22 protein-coding genes are annotated in these 19,980 nt (G+C 63.2%); 17 read left to right on the forward strand and 5 right to left on the reverse strand.

Annotated elements, in window-relative coordinates; genetic code table 11:
- Positions 1–62: 62 nt before the first annotated feature.
- Both ACNFCJ_RS09355 and ACNFCJ_RS09360 read left to right on the forward strand, forming a co-directional pair.
- Positions 63–908, forward strand: a complete 846-nt coding sequence (locus tag ACNFCJ_RS09355; RefSeq protein ID WP_416770959.1) for an EamA family transporter — start codon at positions 63–65, stop codon at positions 906–908.
- A 54-nt stretch (positions 909–962) separates the two neighbouring features.
- Positions 963–1,436, forward strand: coding sequence for an LEA type 2 family protein (locus tag ACNFCJ_RS09360; RefSeq protein WP_416770960.1), 474 nt, complete (start codon positions 963–965; stop codon positions 1,434–1,436).
- Between the two features lie 30 nt (positions 1,437–1,466).
- Here the strand turns inward: ACNFCJ_RS09360 and ACNFCJ_RS09365 are convergent, their stop codons facing one another.
- On the reverse strand, positions 1,467–2,261 hold the full coding sequence (locus ACNFCJ_RS09365; RefSeq protein WP_416770962.1) for a gamma-glutamyl-gamma-aminobutyrate hydrolase family protein: 795 nt from the start codon (positions 2,259–2,261) through the stop codon (positions 1,467–1,469).
- Positions 2,262–2,728: 467 nt separating this feature from the next.
- Here ACNFCJ_RS09365 and ACNFCJ_RS09370 point away from each other — a divergent pair, with 467 nt between their 5' ends.
- Positions 2,729–3,070 (forward strand): zinc ribbon domain-containing protein YjdM, encoded by a 342-nt coding sequence (locus tag ACNFCJ_RS09370; protein ID WP_058487120.1) that lies wholly within the window; start codon positions 2,729–2,731, stop codon positions 3,068–3,070.
- Between the two features lie 104 nt (positions 3,071–3,174).
- Here ACNFCJ_RS09370 and ACNFCJ_RS09375 read toward each other — a convergent pair whose 3' ends face one another.
- The 4 genes from ACNFCJ_RS09375 to ACNFCJ_RS09390 form a co-directional block, all read right to left on the reverse strand.
- Positions 3,175–3,948, reverse strand: coding sequence for a hypothetical protein (locus ACNFCJ_RS09375; protein WP_416770966.1), 774 nt, complete (start codon positions 3,946–3,948; stop codon positions 3,175–3,177).
- A 143-nt stretch (positions 3,949–4,091) separates the two neighbouring features.
- Positions 4,092–5,423, reverse strand: a complete 1,332-nt coding sequence (locus tag ACNFCJ_RS09380; protein WP_416770967.1) for a spinster family MFS transporter — start codon at positions 5,421–5,423, stop codon at positions 4,092–4,094.
- A 163-nt stretch (positions 5,424–5,586) separates the two neighbouring features.
- On the reverse strand, positions 5,587–6,609 hold the full coding sequence (hemH, locus tag ACNFCJ_RS09385; RefSeq protein ID WP_416770968.1) for a ferrochelatase: 1,023 nt from the start codon (positions 6,607–6,609) through the stop codon (positions 5,587–5,589).
- 12 nt (positions 6,610–6,621) lie between these two features.
- Entirely contained in the window at positions 6,622–7,524 is a 903-nt protein-coding gene (locus ACNFCJ_RS09390) for a TIGR01777 family oxidoreductase (RefSeq protein WP_416770969.1), read from the reverse strand.
- A gap of 333 nt (positions 7,525–7,857) precedes the next feature.
- On the opposite strand from ACNFCJ_RS09390, the gene ACNFCJ_RS09395 reads away from it, so the two are divergent.
- From ACNFCJ_RS09395 to ACNFCJ_RS09460, 14 genes are all read left to right on the forward strand, one after another.
- Positions 7,858–8,844 (forward strand): NAD(P)/FAD-dependent oxidoreductase, encoded by a 987-nt coding sequence (locus tag ACNFCJ_RS09395; protein WP_416770970.1) that lies wholly within the window; start codon positions 7,858–7,860, stop codon positions 8,842–8,844.
- The gene (locus ACNFCJ_RS09400; protein ID WP_036999188.1) at positions 8,841–9,071 is read left to right on the forward strand and encodes a TIGR02450 family Trp-rich protein; all 231 of its coding nucleotides are present in this window, start codon (positions 8,841–8,843) and stop codon (positions 9,069–9,071) included. The genes ACNFCJ_RS09395 and ACNFCJ_RS09400 overlap by 4 nt, the downstream gene beginning before the upstream one ends.
- A gap of 166 nt (positions 9,072–9,237) precedes the next feature.
- Entirely contained in the window at positions 9,238–10,188 is a 951-nt protein-coding gene (locus tag ACNFCJ_RS09405; RefSeq protein WP_416770972.1) for a YbgA family protein, read from the forward strand.
- A gap of 4 nt (positions 10,189–10,192) precedes the next feature.
- Positions 10,193–11,149: a MerR family transcriptional regulator gene (locus tag ACNFCJ_RS09410; RefSeq protein WP_143507327.1), complete on the forward strand. Its 957-nt coding sequence runs from the start codon at positions 10,193–10,195 to the stop codon at positions 11,147–11,149.
- On the forward strand, positions 11,137–12,573 hold the full coding sequence (gene phrB, locus ACNFCJ_RS09415) for a deoxyribodipyrimidine photo-lyase (protein WP_416770973.1): 1,437 nt from the start codon (positions 11,137–11,139) through the stop codon (positions 12,571–12,573). The genes ACNFCJ_RS09410 and phrB overlap by 13 nt, the downstream gene beginning before the upstream one ends.
- Entirely contained in the window at positions 12,570–12,992 is a 423-nt protein-coding gene (locus ACNFCJ_RS09420; protein WP_416770975.1) for a nuclear transport factor 2 family protein, read from the forward strand. Before phrB ends, ACNFCJ_RS09420 begins: the two co-directional genes overlap by 4 nt.
- Positions 12,989–13,744, forward strand: a complete 756-nt coding sequence (locus tag ACNFCJ_RS09425; RefSeq protein WP_416770976.1) for an SDR family NAD(P)-dependent oxidoreductase — start codon at positions 12,989–12,991, stop codon at positions 13,742–13,744. Before ACNFCJ_RS09420 ends, ACNFCJ_RS09425 begins: the two co-directional genes overlap by 4 nt.
- On the forward strand, positions 13,741–14,988 hold the full coding sequence (locus ACNFCJ_RS09430) for an NAD(P)/FAD-dependent oxidoreductase (protein ID WP_416770977.1): 1,248 nt from the start codon (positions 13,741–13,743) through the stop codon (positions 14,986–14,988). The genes ACNFCJ_RS09425 and ACNFCJ_RS09430 overlap by 4 nt, the downstream gene beginning before the upstream one ends.
- Entirely contained in the window at positions 14,988–15,788 is an 801-nt protein-coding gene (locus ACNFCJ_RS09435; protein WP_416770978.1) for a DUF1365 domain-containing protein, read from the forward strand. The genes ACNFCJ_RS09430 and ACNFCJ_RS09435 overlap by 1 nt, the downstream gene beginning before the upstream one ends.
- Entirely contained in the window at positions 15,775–17,049 is a 1,275-nt protein-coding gene (locus ACNFCJ_RS09440) for a class I SAM-dependent methyltransferase (RefSeq protein ID WP_416770979.1), read from the forward strand. Before ACNFCJ_RS09435 ends, ACNFCJ_RS09440 begins: the two co-directional genes overlap by 14 nt.
- Positions 17,042–17,569, forward strand: a complete 528-nt coding sequence (locus ACNFCJ_RS09445; RefSeq protein ID WP_416770980.1) for a DUF2878 domain-containing protein — start codon at positions 17,042–17,044, stop codon at positions 17,567–17,569. Before ACNFCJ_RS09440 ends, ACNFCJ_RS09445 begins: the two co-directional genes overlap by 8 nt.
- Before the next feature lie 88 nt (positions 17,570–17,657).
- A complete protein-coding gene (locus ACNFCJ_RS09450) occupies positions 17,658–17,972 on the forward strand; it encodes a YkgJ family cysteine cluster protein (protein ID WP_115292208.1) in 315 nt (104 codons plus the stop codon).
- A 323-nt stretch (positions 17,973–18,295) separates the two neighbouring features.
- Positions 18,296–19,744, forward strand: a complete 1,449-nt coding sequence (gene ccoN / locus ACNFCJ_RS09455; RefSeq protein ID WP_416771055.1) for a cytochrome-c oxidase, cbb3-type subunit I — start codon at positions 18,296–18,298, stop codon at positions 19,742–19,744.
- A complete protein-coding gene (locus ACNFCJ_RS09460; protein ID WP_416770982.1) occupies positions 19,737–19,964 on the forward strand; it encodes a hypothetical protein in 228 nt (75 codons plus the stop codon). Before ccoN ends, ACNFCJ_RS09460 begins: the two co-directional genes overlap by 8 nt.
- The last annotated feature ends 16 nt before the right edge of the window (positions 19,965–19,980 follow it).

Below are 19,980 nucleotides of genomic sequence, written 5' to 3' on the forward strand. Positions count from 1 at the left end.
CATCGACCAGCCTGGCGTGGTTAGCTGCACGGCATCACCAGACCTTCACCCAAGGATGGACGATGCCACCGCGTATCCTGCTGCTTACCTGCCTTGCCATGCTGGCCTTCGCCGGCAACTCGCTGCTGTGCCGCATAGCACTGCGTGAAACCGACATCGATGCCGCCAGCTTCACGGCGATCCGCCTGTTCGCTGGCGCGCTGACGCTCTGGCTGTTGCTCAGGCTGAGGCAGGCCAGACAACCCATCGCCGGTAACTGGCCAGACGCACTGGCACTGTTCACTTACGCCGCGACGTTTTCCTTCGCCTATCTGCAACTGGATACCGGCACCGGCGCCCTGCTGCTGTTCGGCTCGGTGCAATTGAGCATGCTGCTCTGGGGCTTGCTACGCGGCGAACGCCTGGGGCTGGGCGCCAGCCTCGGCACGGCGCTGGCGACGGCCGGCCTGCTGGCGCTGCTGCTGCCCGGCGCCAGTGCGCCACCACTGCTGGCGGCCTTGCTGATGCTGCTGGCCGGCATCGCCTGGGGAGCGTACTCGCTGCTGGGGCGCGGCCAGGGTGATCCGCTGGCCGTGACCGCCGGCAACTTCCTGCGTGCAGCCCCCTTGGCCCTGCTGCTGGCGCTGGTGCTGCTGCCACACCTCGACTGGGACGGGCCCGGCCTGTTCTACGCCCTGCTGTCCGGCGCCCTGACCTCCGGCGTTGGCTACGCCATCTGGTACAGCGCCCTGCCCGGACTACGCGCCAGCCAGGCCGCCACGGTGCAACTGAGCGTGCCGATTCTCGCCGCTCTCGGCGGCAGCCTGCTGCTGAGCGAAGCGTTGTCTCTGCGCCTGACCTTGAGTGCCGTCGCTGTACTCGGCGGTATCGCACTGGTGCTGGGCAGCCGGCAACGTGCCGGGAGCTAATGGCGCGCACTGCGGTCTTCTATCCTGAACCCATCAAGTCCAGGGAAGATCGTCATGCCTCGTCTGCTCCGTCTCTGTCTCATCAGCCTGCTCGCGGCAAGCCTGGGCGCCTGCGCCAGCCTGAGCAATCGTGATCCGCTACGGGTCGACCTGGTCGGCCTGGAACCTTTGCCCGGTCAGGGCCTGGAAGTGCGTTTCGCGGTCAAACTGCGAGTGCAGAACCCCAATGACAGCGCGGTGAGCTTCAAAGGCATGGCGTTGGATCTGGACGTAAACGGCCAACCGCTGGCCAGTGGCGTCAGCGACCAGAGCGGCAGCGTGCCACGCTTCGGCGAGACGGTACTGAGCGTCCCGGTGAGCATTTCGGCGTTTTCAGTGGTGCGTCAGGCCTGGGGCGCGGCCGGCTATCAACCCGGCCAGGAAGTGCCCTACGTGCTGCGCGGCAAACTTGCCGATGGCCTGTTCGGCACGCGTCGCTTCAGCGACAGCGGCACCCTGAACTGGCCACAACCGCCAAGCCCCTACTGATGCAGGGGCCAGCGGCGCGTTTGGCGCGGATCAGGCAGCCTGACGGCTGTTGCGCGAGGCGACTCGGCGGTGACAGGCATCACCGAAGGCCTGGAAGATCTTCACCGAATCCGGGTTCAGTGCAGCCTGCCACTCCGGATGCCATTGCACCGCGAACAGGAAGGGCGACAGGCTCGGCGCATGGATCGCCTCGATCAGACCATCCTCGGCGGTGGCCAGCACTTCTAGCCCCTTGCCCAGGTTACGAATGGCCTGGCCGTGCAGGGAGTTGACCTGAATCTCGTCCTTGCCCATCAGCTCGGCGAACCAGCTACCGGCTACCGGGCGCACGCTGTGGCTGGGCGCGTACTGCACCTCGACCGGGTCATCGGGATTCTCGCGATGGTCGTTGAAACCCGGCTCGGCGTAGACCTTCTGGTAGATGTCGCCACCCAGCGCCACGTTGATTTCCTGCATGCCGCGGCAGATACCGAAGATCGGCAGACCGCGGGCGATGGCGGCACGGATCAAGGGTAGATCGAACAGATCGCGGTCGCGGTCCTGGCCCTTGTTCGGAGTTTCGTTTTCCTGGCCATAGAGCGTCGGGTCGATGTTGCTGCCGGCACCGGTCAGGTACACGCCATCAGCCATGTCCAGGTACTGTTCGAGGTCGTCGATGCCACAGCAGGTGGGCACCAGCACCGGCACACAACCGGAGAACTCGACTAGGGGCTGGATGTATTTGTGGGTCATTACCTGATAGTCGTGGCCCTTGCGCTCTTGAGCGCCCATGGACATCAACACGACGGGCTTGCGGGGGGTATTGCGGATCTTGTTGTCGGACATACGTCACCTTGGGACAGGCCGGGCCTATCGTTGCTGTGCAGACCGCTGGGCAGCAGAACACTCTGCTGTAGCACGTGCGGCCTGTTTGGCTAACCCCGCGCACCGAGACCCATCCTGAGCCTGAGTGCCGCCTTCCGACGGCGGCTCGAACCGGGTCAACTCAATCCAGAGAGGGGCTGCAGCGATGCTGCCCGTTACCCGGTTCGGCAACGGAATCTGCAGCCAGTCTGCCCGAGCCGTAAAATATGTCAAACAAATCTGCTCGAGATCTTCTGATACCTCATCGATTGCATATCAAGTGAACGCCCATAAAAAGGCGCCTCAAGGGAAATACAGGCACACCACCTAGTAATGAAAAGTCCAATATTTAAAACACCCGTATCTCGGAGGTTCCACGTCCTAGAGCGGCGCCAACGAACAAAACCCTATATAATCTGCGGTTTATTCCTGTTTACCGAGGACATGCCTTGACCGCTCTGCCGCCCTGCCCAAAATGCAACTCCGAATACACCTACGAAGACGGCACACAGCTGGTCTGCCCCGAATGTGCTCACGAGTGGAAAGCCGGCGAGAGCGCCGAGAACAGCGATGACGCGCGCGTGATCAAGGACTCGGTCGGCAACCTGCTGCAGGACGGCGACACCATCACCGTGATCAAGGATCTCAAGGTCAAAGGCTCGTCGCTGGTGGTCAAGGTGGGTACCAAGGTGAAGAACATCCGCCTGGTCGACGGCGATCACGATATCGACTGCAAGATCGATGGCATCGGTGCGATGAAACTCAAGTCCGAGTTCGTCCGCAAGGTCTGATTCACACCTGCCCTGAGCAACTGGTGTCGATGCTGCTGGACGGACGCTCGACACCATTGCCGGCGATCCCACCCAGCGAGCGCGCCCAGGGCCAGGGGCGCGAGCTACTGCACCGGCAGGAAATTCAGCAGAAACAGGCTCTGGGCGTAGTTGGCGCCCATCCTCCGGTAACGCTCTTCCAGCACATGGGTGAGCAGATCGAGACGCGCCACCATCTTGCCGAACTCCACTGCATAGCTGAGGTTGTTGCCCTGCTCGGAGAACTCGTTGGATAGCAGCATCGGCTGGCCCGTGGCGTCACGCCGTTGCGAGAGCATCCAGCCGGCCTTCTCCAGATTGCGCGCGGCGTTGTGGATGAACTGCGCATTGAAGCTGTCGGTCAGGTAGAACTCGGTGCGCCCACCGTGAGCCGTCACCAGCATGCTGCCAATGGCGTAGGTGAAGGCTGCTACGCGGTCGCCCTGAAATGCCGGGCTCAGCGAATAATCCAGCGCAGCGACATCACGTAGGCCGCCCAAGGTTGGCCAGTCCTGGTTATGTTCGATGGCGTACTGGATAGCGCGCTCGGCAGCAGCGGCGTCGGGCAGGGAGTTCTTGCGCCACTCGCGAGGGTTACGTTGATACAGCTTGTTCATCAGCCGATAGAGGCTGTTGAGGTTGTTACGCATGGCCAGGGTAGCCATGCGATCAACGTCCGTCTGCAGCACCTCAGTGGGTTTGAGCGGATTGCGCGTGTGCAGGATGGAATCGTTATCCAGACGACCACTGCAGCCGCTGAGCAGCAGCAGCACAGCCAGCACCGGCAGCACTAGCCGCTGCAAAAACACCGAGTTGTTGATTGGCCTGCCGTGTACAGCAGACGCTGGCCTCGCTCCCATGTAGAGGTTCCCTGGCTGGCACGCGCCCCAATGGCGCGCGCAACACTCAGAACCTCAGTAAAGCGCAAAAATTCCACGCTGCCTGTGCCCTGGCGCATAAATCGTGCCGATCAACGCACGACACGGCAGGAAAATGCGCCTGCTCAGGCCACATTAGCGGCCCATTGCTCCAACCGCGTGACGCTTTCGCGGTACGGCTTGAGGCTCTTGGCCAGCAGGATGATCGACGTCGACACTGCCAGGGTGGTGATGATCAGCAGCGAATAGCGCAGCGCGGCGTCATCGGCGAAGACGAAGTCGGTGACCAGCGCCACGGCGGTCGGCCCCACTCCCAGGCCGATCAGGGTGATGACGAACAGATAGATGGCCGACGCCTGGCCGCGCATCGAATTGGGCATGATTTCCTGGATCGCCGCTGGCGCCACGCCGAACGGCATGCTCAGGCAGAACACCGTGGGGGCCATCAGCACACTGGCCCAGAATGCGCTGTCCACCAACGGATACAGCACCACCATGGGTAAGGCCCCCAGGGCCGCGTAAAGGCCGACACGCATGTTGGCATCGCTGCGCCCGCGCTTGGCCATCCAGTCAGCCAGTCGCCCACCGAAGACGATCCCCAGGCAACCGAACACCGCAACGATACTGCCGTAGACGATGCCGACCTGGCCGGCATCCCAACCGTGGGTACGGATGAAGAAGGTCGGTATCCAGGCGGCGCTACCGTAACCGGCGAAGGCCAAACCGGCGAAGCCGAAGTTGTGCAGCAGCACGGTACGTCGATTGGCACGAATGTAGCGCCCCACTTCACTGAGCGGCACCGCCACCCCAGCACCGGCACCACGCCGAGCAGGCTCCTTGACCGCGAGCATCAACAACGTGAAGAGCACGCCGGCACCGCCGAGAATGAGGAAGATGAGCTGCCAGGGACGCACCTCACCCAGCACCGGCAACGTAACGTCGCCCTGCGCCGAGGCGAACTGAATGACCAGCCCGCCAACCAGAAAGGCCAGGCCCGAGCCGAGGTAGACGCCCATGGAATAGACGCTGATGGCTGTGGCCCGGCGCTCGGCGGGAAAGCTGTCGGCAATCAGCGAATAGGCGGCTGGCGACAACGCCGCCTCGCCCACACCCACGCCGATGCGGCACAGGAGGAACTGCCAGTACAGCTTGGCCATGCCGCAGGCGGCGGTAGCGGCGCTCCAGAACAGAATGCCAACAGCGATCAGCCCGCGCCGGCTGCGGGTATCGGCCACACGGCCCAACGGAATGCCGCACACGGTATAGAACAGAGCGAACGACAGGCCCATCAGCAGGCTCATCTGCGTGTCATTGATCGCCAAATCGCGACGAATGGGCTCGACCAGCAAGTTGAGAATCTGCCGATCAACGAAGGACAGGACATACGCCACCATCAGGATGGCAACAGTGGTCCAGGCTCGGGCACTGGAGGGATAGCCGTTATTGTTGTTATGCACGGACGCTCTCCTCGGCACCGCAGAACGCGATACGCGACGGTTGAAAGAAGCGCCAGCTTAGGACGATATAAACGGCAGTGAGTATCGCTCGAAGGTGTTATCAGATCGGCGAATGCTTCATACCCGCCGAGGCGAATGGCTCGCCCCGACGGTCAACAGTCCCTCAGACCATAACGGGCGCGCGCTCGCACAACACCTTCAATGCCGCCGCCCAGTCAGGATGATCGTTCAGGCAGGGAACCAGCTGCAGGCTTTCGCCACCGGCTTCGACGAACTGCTCGCGGCCACGGTCGCCGATCTCCTCGAGGGTTTCGATGCAGTCGGCGACGAAGGCCGGACACATCACCAGCAGCTTCTTCACGCCCTGCGCCGCCAGCTCGTCGAGACGCGTCTCGGTGTAGGGCTCGATCCACTTGGCGCGCCCCAGGCGCGACTGGAAGCTCACCGACCACTGCTCCGGGCGCAGGCCCATACGCTCGGCGAACAACTCGGCGCTGCGCAGGCATTGCGCGCGGTAACAGTTGGCGAGTACCGCGGGCGAAGCGCTGCGGCAGCAGTCGTCACCTTTCAGGCAGTGACCGCTGGGATCGAGCTTGTGCAGGTGACGTTCCGGCAGGCCGTGGAAGCTCAGCAACAGGTGATCGAATTCCTGCTCCAGGTAAGGCTTGGCACTGGCGACCAGGGCATCAAGATACTCCGGCTGATCGTAGAACGGCGGCAGCGTGGACAGACGCATGTCCAGCCCACGCTCACGCACCACCCGCTTGACCTCCTCGATCACCGTGGTGGTGGTGCTGTCGGCAAACTGCGGATACAACGGCGCCAGGGTCACCTCACGAATCCCCTGCGCGGCCAGACGCTGCAGGGTCGACTCGATGGACGGCTCGCCATAACGCATGGCCAGTTCTACCGGCCCCTGAGTCCACTGAGCCTTCATCGCTTCCTGCAGGCGGCGGCTGATCACTACCAGCGGCGAACCGTCTTCCCACCAGATCGAGGCATAGGCGTGCGCCGATGCCGCAGGACGCTTGATCAGAATCAGCGACACCAGCAATCGACGCAGCGGCCAGGGCAGGTCGATCACGTAGGGATCCATCAGGAACTGATTGAGGTAACGGCGAACATCGGCTACTTCGGTGGACGCGGGCGAACCCAGGTTAACCAGCAACAATGCGTGATCGGTCATGCGAAATCCTAGCTATTGATGGCCCAGCAGATCGGCTAGTGCCACATCCAGATGGGTGAAACGAAAACTGAAACCTGCCTCCAGCAGACGCGTCGACACGGCACGCTGGCCGCCGAGCAGCAGCTCGGACATCTCGCCGAGTGCAGCGCGCAGAACGAAGGCCGGCGCCGGGAAAATGGTCGGGCGGCTCAGCGCCTGGCCCAGCGCTTTGCTGAACTCGGCATTGCGCACGGGTAATGGCGCGCAGGCATTATAAGGACCGCGAGCCGCGCCCTGCTGCAAGAGAAAATCGATCAGGCCGATTTGATCGGCGATATGAATCCAGGGCATCCACTGCCGGCCATCACCAATCCGGCCGCCAACACCAAGCTTGAACGGCAGCAACAAACGCTTGAGCATGCCGCCGTCAGGGCTCAGCACCAGGCCGGTGCGCACCAGCACCACACGAACCCCCAACTCCTCGGCGCGTTGTGCAGTTTCTTCCCAGGCGCCACATAACTGGGCGGCGAAATCATCAGTGACCGGCGGCGTATCTTCACTCAGCTCACGTTCACCGCCGTTGCCGTACCACCCCACCGCCGAGCCCGACAGCAACACCGCTGGACGCTGTGTACGCCCCTGCAGCCAGGCCAGCAACTGCTCGGTCACCCCGATACGGCTGGACCATAGCAGCGCCTTGCGCTTGCTGCTCCAGGGGCGGTCAGCAATGGGCGCGCCGGCCAGATTGATCACCGCGTCCAGTGGTTCTTCACCCAGCTCTTCAAGCCGGGCAATGCCTCGAACGTCGGCCCCGCAGAGGCGCGCGACCTTGCTTGGCTCACGACTCCAGACAGTCAGGCGGTGGCCCTGCTCGCTCCAGTGCGCGCAGAGCGCTCGTCCGATCAGACCGGTGCCGCCGGTCAGCAGGATATGCATGGCATCGTCCTCGCATGGCAATGGAAGAAACTTCACCTTTAGTCTGGTTCATGACGCGCATACCTGTCGCGTTTGTCCTAAACCTAAAGCAAGGGAGCGCCGCTCAGAACCTGTTCAAAGGCTCGCGAGCTAGAGCTATGCAAGGCAAAAACAGGCGAGGACGCGGAGTTTACGAGTTGTAAATGAGCAGTCCGAGCCTGTTTTTAACGCAGCAGAGCCGACGCGCAGCAGGCTTTGAGCAGGTTCGAACGGCATCAGCTGTACATGAAAACACCTTGTATAGCTTTTGTCCAAACCTTAGCCTGTATAGCATTCAGCGCTGACGAGGTAACCATGAACGCACCCATCGCCATCATTGGCACCGGCATCGCAGGGCTATCCGCCGCCCAGGCCCTGCACGCCGCCGGCCAGGATATCGAACTGTTCGACAAGAGCCGTGGTAGCGGCGGGCGCATGGCGAGCAAGCGCAGTGACGCCGGCAGCCTGGATCTCGGCGCGCAATACTTCACCGCACGCGACCGCCGCTTCGTCGAGGTGGTGCAGCAATGGCAGGCGCGTGGCTGGGTCGCCGAGTGGCAACCGAGCCTGTACAACGCCCAGGACGGCCAGCTCAGCGCCTCACCTGACGAGCAACTACGCTGGGTCGGCAGCCCGCGTATGAGTGCCATCACCCGTGCCATGCTCGGCGCCCTGCCGGTCAAATTCAGTTGCCGTATCACCGAAGTGTTCCGCGGCGACCGCTACTGGAGCCTGCTCGATGCCGAAGGCAACAGCCACGGCCCCTACAGCCATGTGATCGTCGCTACGCCCGCACCCCAAGCCAGCGCCCTGTTGGCAGCTGCGCCGAAACTGGCTGGCACCGCAGCGAGCGTGATCATGGACCCGACCTGGGCGGTGGCGCTGTGCTTCGAACGCCCGCTTGATACCCGCGTGGAAGGCTGCTTCGTGCAGGACAGTGCGCTCGACTGGCTGGCGCGCAACCGCAGCAAACCCGGCCGCGACAACCACCTCGACACCTGGGTGCTGCACGCCAGCAGCGCCTGGAGCCGACAGAATCTGGATCTGCCCAAGGAAGCGGTGATCGAACAATTGCACGGCGCCTTCGCCGAGCTGATCGGTTGCGCCGTGCCGGCCCCGAGCTTCACCCTCGCTCACCGCTGGCTCTATGCCCGCCCGGCCCAAACCCACCAATGGGGCGCGCTGGCCGACGCCGACCTGGGCCTGTACGCCTGTGGCGACTGGTGCCTGTCAGGCCGCGTCGAAGGTGCCTGGCTCAGCGGCCAGGATGCTGCGCGCCGCCTGCTCGAGCACCTGCAATGAGCACGCCCGACAAGCGTCGTCTCAACCCACGCAAACTACTGCTGTCGAAATGGACGGCCGCGCAGCCGCAGAATCGCGAGCGTCATTTCCTGGTGACCGAACTGATCCGTGACGAGCAAGACAACGTCCTCGGCGTCGAGCTTCAGGCGGTGCTCACACAACGCAGCCAGCAGCTCGACTGGCGCCAACTGCAAGATACCGAGCGCTGGCTGCAAGGTTGGCGCTGACCCCCAGGGCGATGGCCTGTGATGCCCCTAGGGTAGACACCGCTTGCTCGCACAAGAAACCAACACCAAACCTATACAAATAATTTGACTTGTATAACTACACACCTATGATAGACACAAGTTGTACATGGATTGCTGCATGTACAAGGTCTAACGAGGTCAGGTTATGCAAGCGAGCAAAGCCAAACTGGGCATCAGCGCCTGCCTGCTGGGCGCCGAAGTCCGCTATAACGGCGGCCACAAGCTGTCGCGCCTGTGCAGCCGCAGCCTCACCGAACACTTCGATTTCATCCCGGTCTGCCCCGAGGTCGGCATCGGCATGTCGATCCCGAGGGAACCGATTCGCCTGGTAGGTGACCCACACGAGCCGCGTGCTGTCGGCACCGTCGACCGCGCGCGCGACGTCACCGATGCCCTGGCCGCCTACGGCGAGCGCATGGCCAACGAGCTGCAAGGCATCAGCGGCTACATCTTTATGCAGCAGTCGCCCTCCTGCGGTCTGGAGCGGGTCAAGGTCTACCAGGAAGGCGGACGCCCGAGCGAGCCGGGCCGCGGTATCTTCGCCGCCGCCTTCTGCGCGCGGCACCCGGATCTGCCGGTGGAAGAAGACGGTCGCCTCAACGACCCGGTCCTGCGCGAGAACTTCATCACCCGCGTTTACGCCCACGCCGAATGGCAACGCCTGCTGCTGCAGGGTCTGACGCGCCGTTCACTGATCGCCTTCCACTCGCGCTACAAGTACCTGCTGATGGCCACCGATCCGGTGCGCTACAAGTCGCTCGGGCGCATGCTCGGCGACCTCAGCCAGCACGACCTGGGCGAGTTGGCGCCGCGCTATTTCAGCGAACTGATGAGCGCGCTGAAGAAATGCGCTACCCGTGGCACCCACAGCAATGTGCTGCAGCACCTGAGCGGCTACCTCAAACGCACTCTGAGTGCCGACGAGAAGCAGGAGATGCAGCAACTGATCGGTCAATACCGCGAGGGTATCGTGCCGCTGGTGGTACCGCTGACGCTGCTCAAGCACCACTTCCGCCGTCACCCGGATCGCTACATCGCCGAGCAGGCGTATCTGCAGCCGCACCCCGAGCCACTCAGCCTGCGCAACGCGCTGTGATGCCATGACCAGCGAAACCATCGCCGAAGAAGAAACCGGCCACGACTACCGCCAGGCGCTCGACGAGGGCTACCTGCCGATCCGCGAGGTAGCCCGCAGCACCGGCATCAACGCCGTGACCCTGCGTGCCTGGGAACGCCGCTATGGCCTGATCGTGCCGTACCGCACACCCAAGGGGCACCGCCTCTACTCGCCGGCCAACCTCGTGCGCATCAACGCCATTCTCGCCTGGCTGGCGCGCGGCGTTGCAGTCGGTCAGGTCAAGGCGCTGCTCGACCATGAGCAGGTGCCACAAGCCACTACTACCGATACCTGGTCACGTCAGCGCAACGAACTGCTCGGCTGTATCGCCCAGCTCAACGAGCGACGGCTCGACGACCGCTTCAACTCGGCACTGGCGCTCTACCCAGCCAGCACCCTGGTGGAACAGCTGCTTTGGCCACTGCTGGGTGAATTGCGTCAGCGCTGGCAAGGTCAGTTCGGCGCACGTGCCGAGCAGGTGTTCTTCCTCTCCTGGCTGCGCAGCAAGCTGGCCACCCGCATTTACCACTGCAATCGCCAGGTCGGTGGCGCGCCGCTGCTGCTGATCAACCTCGGCGAGGCACCGATGGAACCGGGCCTGTGGTTGTGCGCCTGGCTGGCCAGCGCCAGTGATTGCCCGGTAGAGGTGTTCGATTGGCCGCTACCGCCCAACGAACTGTTGACGGCGCTGGAGCACATCGCCCCGCGCGCCGTGCTGCTATACGCCGAAGAAGCCCTGGACGGTGCCCTGGTGCGCCGCCAGTTACCCCGGCTGGCCGAACAATGCCAGGTGCCGCTGTTGCTCGCTGGCCCCGCCGCCCACATTCACCGCGACTCGTTGACTGATCTGGAATCGGCCAGCGACCCGCTCAACGCGCACGCCTGGCTATTGCACCGTGGCTTGCTCGGTGCCCAAGAGGTCCCCCCATGCAGCAACTGATGTGGTTTCGCAGCGACCTGCGCACCCAGGACAACACTGCCCTGAGCCACGCCATGAGCAGCGGCGCGACCATCGCCCTGTATCTGGTCACGCCCGGCCAGTGGCAGCGACATGACGACGCCGCGAGCAAGGTGGACTTCTGGCTGCGCAACCTGACGGAGCTGAGCAAGGCCCTGGCGGCGCTCAATGTGCCGCTGCTGGTACGTCACTGCCACGACTGGAGCGAGGCGCCGCTGCAGGTCGCCGAGGTCTGCCATGACCACGACATCAGCGCCGTGCACGTCAACGAGGAGTACGGCATCAACGAAAGCCTGCGCGATCAGCAGGTCTGCGCCTACCTCAGCCAGCAGGCCATCGCCTGGCACAGCCACCTCGATCAGCTGTTGTTCAAACCTGGCAGCGTACTGACCCGCTCCGGCGGCTACTTCCAGGTCTACAGCCAGTTCCGCAAGGTGTGCTACGAGCGCCTGCACACAGCCCTGCCAGCCTTGATCGCCCCTCCGAAGGCACAAACGCCGCTGGCCATCAGCAGTGACGTGGTTCCCGAAACCGTAGAGGGTTTCGCTACTCCCAGCGACAGCCTGCGCCTGCTCTGGCCCGCCGGAGAGAACACTGCGCTGCAGCGCCTGGAGCGCTTTGCCGACGAGCAGGTGGCCTACTATAAGGATGAACGCGACTTCCCCGCCAAGCCTGGCACCAGCCAGTTGTCGGCCTATCTGGCCGCCGGCGTCGTATCGCCGCGGCAATGCCTGCATGCCGCACTCGCGGCCAATCAGGGTGAGTTCGACAGTGGCAACCCAGGCATCGTCACCTGGATCAACGAACTGCTCTGGCGTGAGTTCTACAAGCACACCTTGGTCGGCTATCCACGGGTATCGCGCCACCGCGCCTTCCGCCTGGAAACCGAGGCGCTGCCATGGCGTGACGCACCGCAGGAGCTGGCCGCCTGGCAAGAGGGCCGCACCGGCTTGCCGATCATCGATGCCGCCATGCGCCAACTGCTGGAAACCGGCTGGATGCACAATCGCCTGCGCATGATCGTGGCCATGTTCCTGACCAAGAACCTGCTGATCGACTGGCGCGAAGGCGAGCGTTTCTTCATGCGCCACCTGATCGACGGCGACCTGGCCGCGAACAACGGTGGCTGGCAGTGGAGCGCCTCCACCGGTACCGACGCAGCGCCCTACTTCCGCATTTTCAACCCGATCAGCCAATCGCAGAAATTCGATCCCGATGGCCAGTTCATTCGCCAGTGGGTGCCGGAACTGGTTGGTCTGAACAAGCGTGATATCCATGACCCGTCCGCACTGGGCGGCCTGTTCGCGCCCTCCGGCTACCCGCGCCCGATCGTCGATCTGGCGCGCTCGCGTGAACGCGCCCTGGCCGCGTTCAAGAACCTCTCTGCGCGGGAGGTTCCGGCATGAGTGCATTTCTTCACGGCTTCGCCGAGCGTTTCGTCGCGCTGAACAAGGACAACCTCGATCTGCTCGGCGAGCTGTACAGCGACGATGTGCTGTTTCGCGACCCGCTGCATGAAGTGCATGGACTGACGGCGGTACGCCGCTATTTCGCCGAACTCTACGCCAACGTCGAAGCGCTGCGTTTCGAGTTCCACGGCTTCGATCAGGTCGCCGAAGGTGAGGGCTACCTGCGCTGGACCATGCGTTATCGCCACCCACGCCTACGTGGCGGCGAGGAAATCGCCGTCGAAGGCTGCTCGCACCTGCTCTGGCGTGAGCGCGTTTATCAACACCGTGACTACTTCGATGCTGGCGCACTGCTCTATGAACATCTGCCAGTACTCGGCAGCGTGATCGCCTGGTTGAAGCGGAGGCTGGCATGAAACGTATCTGGCTCACGGGCGCCAGCAGCGGTATCGGTGCCGCACTGGCCGAGGAGTTGCTCAAGGCCGGCCATCAACTGGCGCTGAGCGCACGCAGCAGCGGCCCATTGCAGGATTTCGCCGCGCGTTATGGCGATCAGGTACTGGTCGCCCCGGGTGACCTGACCGACGCCGAGCAGGTGCGCGCCATCGGCGAGCGCATCGCTCAACAGTGGGGCGCGCTAGATTGCGTGATCCTCAACGCCGGTACCTGCGAATACATCGAGGTGCGCCAGTTCGAGGCGGCGATGATCGAACGCGTGGTCAGCACCAACCTGTTCGCCGCCAGCTACTGCATCGAGGCCGCCCTGCCCTTGCTGCGCCGAGGCAACCGCCCGCACCTGGTCGGCGTCGGCAGTTCGGTCACCTTCCTGCCGCTGCCACGCGCCGAGGCCTATGGCGCGTCCAAAGCGGCGATGCGCTACCTGATACAGACATTGCGCATCGACCTGGCGGCAGAAGGTATCGACGTCACCCTGGTCAGTCCCGGTTTCGTCGATACCCCGCTGACGCAGAAGAACGACTTCCCCATGCCCATGCGCTGGCCGGTGGAGCGCGCCGCAAGGCACATCGCCGCACGCCTGGACAAGCGCCCGCACGAGATCGCTTTCCCCACCCCCTTCATCGCCATCCTGAAACTGCTCGGCAGCCTGCCCAGCAGCCTGCAACTGGCCATAGGTCGCCGCTTGGCGCGTAACGAGGACAACGCATGAAAATCGCCATCGTCGGCAGCGGCATTGCCGGCCTGACCTGCGCCTATCTGCTCAACCGCCAGCACGACATTCAGGTGTTCGAGGCCAGCGACTGGATCGGCGGCCACACCCATACCGTCGACGTGCAGGTGGACGGCCGCAGCTATGCAGTAGATACCGGTTTCATCGTCTTCAACGACTGGACCTACCCCAACTTCATCCGCCTGCTGGGACAAGTCGGCGTCGGCTTCAAGCCCACCGAAATGAGCTTCTCGGTCAGCGACCCGGCCACCGGCGTGGAATACAACGGTCACGACCTCAATACCTTGTTCGCCCAGCGCAGCAACCTGGTGTCGCCGGCGTTCTGGGGCATGCTGCGCGACATCCTGCGTTTCAATCGCCAGTCGCTGGACGACCTGGCCAACAACCGCATCAGCGCCGACACCACGCTAGGCCAGTACCTCGAGCGCAACGGCTATGGCCGCCGCTTCATCGAGCATTACATCGTGCCGATGGGTTCGGCCATCTGGTCGATGTCGCTGGCCGACATGCTCGGTTTCCCGCTGCAGTTCTTCGTGCGTTTCTGCAAGAACCACGGCCTGCTCTCGGTCAGCGACCGCCCGACCTGGCAGGTCATCGAAGGCGGCTCGCGCAGCTACGTGGCACCGCTGACCGCCAGCTTCGCCGAGCGCATTCGCCTCAACTGCCCGGTCAGCCGCGTCGTGCGCGATGAGGACGGCGTCACCCTGCACAGCGCAGCCGGCAGCGAACGCTTCGACAAGGTGATCTTCGCCTGCCACAGCGACCAGGCCTTGGCCCTGCTCGATCAAGCCAGCGAGAAGGAAAGTGAAATCCTCGGGGCCTTGCCCTATGCCAACAACGATGTGGTACTGCATACAGACACGCGCCTGCTGCCCAGGCGCAAGCTGGCCTGGGCCAGCTGGAACTATCGCCTGGGTGGGCCTAGCGACCAGCCGGCGGCCGTGACCTACAACATGAACATCCTGCAGGGCATCGACAGCGATACCACCTTCTGCGTCAGCCTCAACCAGACGGCCGCCATCGACCCGAGCAAGATCCTTGCACGCTTCCAGTACGCCCACCCCCAGTACAGCCTGGCCGGCACCGCCGCCCAGGCGCGCTGGGAAGAGTTGCTCGGTGCCCAGCACAGCTACTACTGCGGCGCCTACTGGGCCAACGGCTTCCATGAAGACGGTGTGGTCAGCGCGCTGCGCGTGGCGCGCGCCTTCGGAGAAACGCTGTGATGCACAGCGCCCTGTACAGCGGCTGGGTGCAGCATCGTCGCTTCGCCCCACGCGCCCATGCCTTTCGCTATCGCATGGGCCTGCTGTACCTCGACCTGAGCGAACAGGCGCAACTGTTCGCCCTGTCAAAGCTGGCCGGCTCCGGCCGCTGGGCGCCATTCGCCTTTCGCGAGAGAGATTACCTGCCCGAGGCGACCCGCCAGGGCGTGGCGCTGCATGAGGCAGTGCGCGATCGCGTGGAGCAGGCACTGGGCACACGCCCGCAAGGTCGCATCTGCGTGCTGACGCAGCCGCGCAGCTGGGGCCTGGCGTTCAACCCGGTGAGCATCTTCTACTGCCATGACGCCGACCAGCGCCTGATGGCGATTCTCTGCGAAGTGAGCAACACGCCATGGCGTGAGCGTTATCACTACGTGCTGCCGGCAGAGGGCGAAGGCCGTCACCAGGTCAGCGTAGACAAGGCCTTTCATGTCTCGCCTTTCCTGCCGCGCGAGCTGCAATACCGAATGAGTTTCAGCGCCGTCGGCGAACGCCTTGGCGTGCACATGGCCGACTGGCAAGGCGATACCAAGATGTTCGATGCCAGCCTCAGCCTGCACCGCGAAGCTCTCGACCGCGCCAGCCTGCACCGCTATCTGCTCAGTTTCCCCTGGATGACCGGCAAAACCCTGGCCGCCATCTACTGGCAGGCGATGCGCCTGCTGTTCAAGCGCATCCCGATTTTCGACCACAAGCCCGCGGAAGGCAGCTTCCGTGTAGCCCGCCCGCAAGCGAAGGACATGCCCCATGAAGAGCTCTAGCCTGACCGCAACGAGAAGCCTGGTACGCAGTGGCAACGGCATTGGCGCCGGTCTGTTGCGGCGCGCCGTGATGCGCCAACTGCAGAACCTGCACCACGGCCTGCTGGTGATTCATGAAGCGGGGGACAGCCTGCATTTCGGTGACCCGCAGGCTGCTCTGCGCGCCGAAATCACGGTGCATGACCCTGCGGTCTGGGGCCTGGTGGCGGGTAACGGCTCGATCGGCTCGGGCGAAGCCTACATCCATGGCTACTGGAGCACGCCGGATCTGACTGCGGTGATCCGTATCTTCGTCGCCAACCTCGATGTGCTGGACGCCATGGAAGGCGGCCTGGCACGCCTGGGGCGCCCGCTGATCCAGGGCCTGCACTGGCTCAACCGCAACACTCGGCAAGGTTCGCGCCGCAACATCGCCGCGCACTACGACCTGGGTAACGACCTGTTCGAACAGTTCCTCGACCCGACCATGATGTACTCCGCGGCGATGTTCTCCAGCAAGGAGGACACTCTGGAACAGGCTCAGCTCAACAAGCTCGAACGCATCTGCCAGAAGCTCGCACTGCAACCGTCCGACCATCTACTGGAAATCGGCACGGGCTGGGGCAGCATGGCCATCTACGCCGCGATCCATTACGGCTGCCGGGTGACCACAACCACACTGTCTCGCGAGCAGCACGCCCACACCGAGCGACGCATTCGCGAGCTGGGCCTGGAGGATCGCGTCACCCTGCTGCTGGAGGACTACCGCGACCTCGATGGCCAGTACGACAAACTGGTGTCCATCGAGATGATCGAAGCCGTCGGCCACCGCTTCCTGCCCACCTATTTCGAGCAATGCTCGCGCCTGCTCAAAGCCGATGGGCTGATGTTACTGCAGGCCATCACCATTCGTGATCAACGCTACGAGCAAGCCTGCAAGTCGGTGGACTTCATCCAGCGTTACATCTTCCCCGGTGGCGCCCTGCCTTCGGTAAACAAGATGCTCGATGTCGTAACCCGACACACCGACTTCAACCTGCATCACATGGAAGATTTCGGCCTGCACTACGCACGCACCCTGCGCCTGTGGCACGACAACCTGCGTCATGCGCGGCAGCGCCTGGAGCAATTGGGCTACGACGATTACTTCTATCGCCTGTGGGAGTTCTACCTCTGCTATTGCGAAGGCGGCTTCCTCGAACGCACCATTGGCACCGCGCAATTGCTGCTGGCCAAACCGGCCGCTCGCCCTGCGCCTCTGTTAGGAAATTTCGATGCCTAAGCTGATCGCCAATGCCCTCCTGTTCCAGCTCGGCTGGCTGGTCTGCGTCTTTGCCGGCGACAGCCCCTGGCTGCTGGTGGTGGCGGCGATCATCGGTGTGCACCTGCTGTGGGTCAGCAGTTGGGCTGCCGAAGGCAAGTTGCTGCTCAGCGTGTTTCTCGCCGGCAGTGCGCTGGACAGCTTTCTGCTCAACCTCGGCGTGTTCGATTTCGGCGAGGAGCGCCAGCTGATCCCTCTTTGGCTGGCCCTGCTCTGGCTGCTGCTGGCCAGCACGCTCAACCACTGCCTGGCCTGGACCGCACAGCCCTGGTGGCGCAGCAGCATGCTGGGCGCGCTTGCCGCACCGCTGTCCTACTACGGCGGCGCGAAGATCGCGGGCGTCGAACTGCCGCTGGGTACCTGGCCGACACTGGCGATTTTCGCTGGTGTCTGGGCCGTGGTGATGCCGGTACTCCATGGCTTCGCCAAGCTGTATCGCGGGCAATACGAGCAGAGCCTGCGTAGCCGGCGCTCCGCCTAGCAGGCCGTTTTTCAGCGTCTGCCAGGGTAGCGCTGCGTCTGTCAGCCCAGGTCCCTGATCGCCACGACGTGGCGTACACTGCCGCGCCATGAGCGAGACCATTTCCCTTACCCAACTGCCGACCACCCCCGAAATCAGTTGCAGCACCTGTGCAGCCTGCTGCTGCCAACTGGAAGTGATGCTGATCGGCGACACCGGCGTGCCACAACGCTACATCGAGACCGACGCCTGGGGCGGTGAGGTCATGCGCCGCCTGGACGACGGCTGGTGCATAGCGCTCGATCGCGACAGCATGCGCTGCACCATCTATGCACAGCGCCCGCTGATCTGCCGCGAGTTCGAACTCGGCGCCGCCGAATGCCTGGAAGAACGGCGCGGCATCGCCACCGCCTATAGCCAGTAACATCTTATGTATGAATTTTAATGTTGAGTAAGTGCATTTCTATAAATACATAACGATCAACCATGAAGGAACACCCTGGCTCAACACCGAGCCATTTCAGTGCGCCAGCACCAATCCAGTGCGTTACTCGGTCGCACTTCATGGCTTGATATCAAAAAAACAGAATAAAAGCGCATTTATTATTAATTAGTCGAATCCATCGCCGTCCCGCACACTTTCGGTGCTCTCTCCTTCGCCCCGCCACGCTCTCGCGAACCCACCAACAGCCCGTTACGAGCGACAGGAGAGGCACGCCTGAAATTTCTCAGCAAGACGGAATCATGATGGCTACCCTTGCGACTGCCCCCCATTATTACAACTACGAAATCGTTCGCCGCTTCACCCTCACAACCCTGTTCTGGGGCATCCTCGGAATGGGCATGGGTGTATTCATCGCGGCCCAACTGGTCTGGCCGGAATTGAACTTCGGTATTCCATGGCTCAGCTTCGGACGCATCCGCCCCGTCCACACCAATCTGGTGATCTTCGCCTTCGGCGGCGGCGCGCTGTTCGCCACCTCGTTCTACGTGCTGCAACGTACCTGTCGAGTACGGATCATCTCCGACGGTCTGGCCAACTTCCTGTTCTGGGGCTGGCAGGCAGCCGTGCTGGCGATGATCGTCAGCTATCCGCTGGGCATCACCTCCTCCAAGGAATATGCCGAGATGGAGTGGCCGATCGCCTTGTGGGTCACCCTGTTGTGGGTGATCTACGCCTACCTGTTCTTCGGCACCATCGCTCGCCGCCAGGTGCGCCACATCTACGTGGGCAACTGGTTCTACGGTGCATTCATCATCGTCACGGGCATGGTGCATGTGGTCAACCACATCGCCGAACCAGTCTCGCTGCTCAAGTCCTACTCGGTGTACTCCGGCGCCACCGATGCAATGATCCAGTGGTGGTACGGCCATAGCGTGGTCGGCTTCATCCTCTCGGTAGGCTTCCTGGGGATGATGTATTACTTCGTGCCCAAGCAGGCCGAGCGGCCGATCTATTCCTATCGCCTGTCCATCGTGCACTTCTGGGCGATCATCACCCTGTATATCTGGGCCGGCCCGCATCACCTGCACTACACCGCTCTGCCGGACTGGGCGCAAACCCTCGGCATGGCCATGTCGGTCATCCTTCTGGCGCCCAGTTGGGGCGGCATGATCAACGGCATGATGAGTCTGTCCGGCGCCTGGCATAAGCTGCGCACCGATCCAATCCTGCGCTTTCTGGTCGTTTCGCTGGCGTTCTACGGCATGAGCACCTTCGAAGGCCCGATGATGGCCATCAAGACCGTCAACGCGCTGTCCCATTACACCGACTGGACCATCGGCCACGTACACGCGGGAGCACTGGGCTGGGTGGCGATGATCTCCATCGGCGCGCTTTACCACATGCTGCCCAAGCTCTACGGCCGCACGCAGATGCACAGCGTCGGCCTGATCAATACGCACTTCTGGCTGGCGACCATCGGTACCGTGCTGTACATCGCGTCGATGTGGGTCAACGGCATCACCCAAGGCCTGATGTGGCGCGCGGTGAACGAGGACGGCACGCTGACCTACTCCTTCGTCGAGGCGCTGGAAGCCAGCCACCCCGGTTATGTCGTACGCCTGCTGGGCGGGGCGGTCTTCGCCAGCGGCATGCTGCTGATGGCTTGGAATACCTGGCTGACAGTACGCAACGGCGAACGCATCGATGCCGTACCCGCCACTCCGGATGTGGGAGCTGCCGCCCATGCCTGACGCTCTGATCTTGCCGGTTCTCGCCACGCTGGGCTGCCTGCTCGGTTGCTGGCTGAGCTGTCGCACTCCGTCGACGCTCGACCAGGCCAGCCTGCTGCCCTTCGCCGATGATCCCGACGCCGCGGCACGCATGACGCAAGCCACGGGCCGCCCTTGCGAGGTCACCACGCAGCCACTCGAAGAGCCCGGCAATCCGACCGAAGAGTCTCTGCTCGCTTGACGTTCCTTCGCCCACG

The organism is Pseudomonas sp. NY15364 (assembly GCF_048068235.1).
Taxonomy (GTDB): domain Bacteria; phylum Pseudomonadota; class Gammaproteobacteria; order Pseudomonadales; family Pseudomonadaceae; genus Aquipseudomonas; species Aquipseudomonas mendocina_D.

What these genes read in the sequence shown, in the direction of transcription:
- hemH (WP_416770968.1), bottom strand. Translation starts at nt 6,609, where the DNA reads ATGACCGATCACGCATTGTTGCTGGTTAACCTGGGTTCGCCCGCGTCC.
- phrB (WP_416770973.1), top strand. Translation starts at nt 11,137, where the DNA reads ATGCAGCAACTGATGTGGTTTCGCAGCGACCTGCGCACCCAGGACAAC.
- ACNFCJ_RS09450 (WP_115292208.1), top strand. Translation starts at nt 17,658, where the DNA reads ATGAGCGAGACCATTTCCCTTACCCAACTGCCGACCACCCCCGAAATC.
- ACNFCJ_RS09435 (WP_416770978.1), top strand. Translation starts at nt 14,988, where the DNA reads ATGCACAGCGCCCTGTACAGCGGCTGGGTGCAGCATCGTCGCTTCGCC.
- ACNFCJ_RS09375 (WP_416770966.1), bottom strand. Translation starts at nt 3,948, where the DNA reads ATGGGAGCGAGGCCAGCGTCTGCTGTACACGGCAGGCCAATCAACAAC.
- ACNFCJ_RS09440 (WP_416770979.1), top strand. Translation starts at nt 15,775, where the DNA reads ATGAAGAGCTCTAGCCTGACCGCAACGAGAAGCCTGGTACGCAGTGGC.
- ACNFCJ_RS09445 (WP_416770980.1), top strand. Translation starts at nt 17,042, where the DNA reads ATGCCTAAGCTGATCGCCAATGCCCTCCTGTTCCAGCTCGGCTGGCTG.
- ccoN (WP_416771055.1), top strand. Translation starts at nt 18,296, where the DNA reads ATGGCTACCCTTGCGACTGCCCCCCATTATTACAACTACGAAATCGTT.
- ACNFCJ_RS09365 (WP_416770962.1), bottom strand. Translation starts at nt 2,261, where the DNA reads ATGTCCGACAACAAGATCCGCAATACCCCCCGCAAGCCCGTCGTGTTG.
- ACNFCJ_RS09420 (WP_416770975.1), top strand. Translation starts at nt 12,570, where the DNA reads ATGAGTGCATTTCTTCACGGCTTCGCCGAGCGTTTCGTCGCGCTGAAC.
- ACNFCJ_RS09460 (WP_416770982.1), top strand. Translation starts at nt 19,737, where the DNA reads ATGCCTGACGCTCTGATCTTGCCGGTTCTCGCCACGCTGGGCTGCCTG.
- ACNFCJ_RS09410 (WP_143507327.1), top strand. Translation starts at nt 10,193, where the DNA reads ATGACCAGCGAAACCATCGCCGAAGAAGAAACCGGCCACGACTACCGC.
- ACNFCJ_RS09430 (WP_416770977.1), top strand. Translation starts at nt 13,741, where the DNA reads ATGAAAATCGCCATCGTCGGCAGCGGCATTGCCGGCCTGACCTGCGCC.
- ACNFCJ_RS09390 (WP_416770969.1), bottom strand. Translation starts at nt 7,524, where the DNA reads ATGCATATCCTGCTGACCGGCGGCACCGGTCTGATCGGACGAGCGCTC.
- ACNFCJ_RS09395 (WP_416770970.1), top strand. Translation starts at nt 7,858, where the DNA reads ATGAACGCACCCATCGCCATCATTGGCACCGGCATCGCAGGGCTATCC.
- ACNFCJ_RS09360 (WP_416770960.1), top strand. Translation starts at nt 963, where the DNA reads ATGCCTCGTCTGCTCCGTCTCTGTCTCATCAGCCTGCTCGCGGCAAGC.
- ACNFCJ_RS09355 (WP_416770959.1), top strand. Translation starts at nt 63, where the DNA reads ATGCCACCGCGTATCCTGCTGCTTACCTGCCTTGCCATGCTGGCCTTC.
- ACNFCJ_RS09405 (WP_416770972.1), top strand. Translation starts at nt 9,238, where the DNA reads ATGCAAGCGAGCAAAGCCAAACTGGGCATCAGCGCCTGCCTGCTGGGC.
- ACNFCJ_RS09425 (WP_416770976.1), top strand. Translation starts at nt 12,989, where the DNA reads ATGAAACGTATCTGGCTCACGGGCGCCAGCAGCGGTATCGGTGCCGCA.
- ACNFCJ_RS09400 (WP_036999188.1), top strand. Translation starts at nt 8,841, where the DNA reads ATGAGCACGCCCGACAAGCGTCGTCTCAACCCACGCAAACTACTGCTG.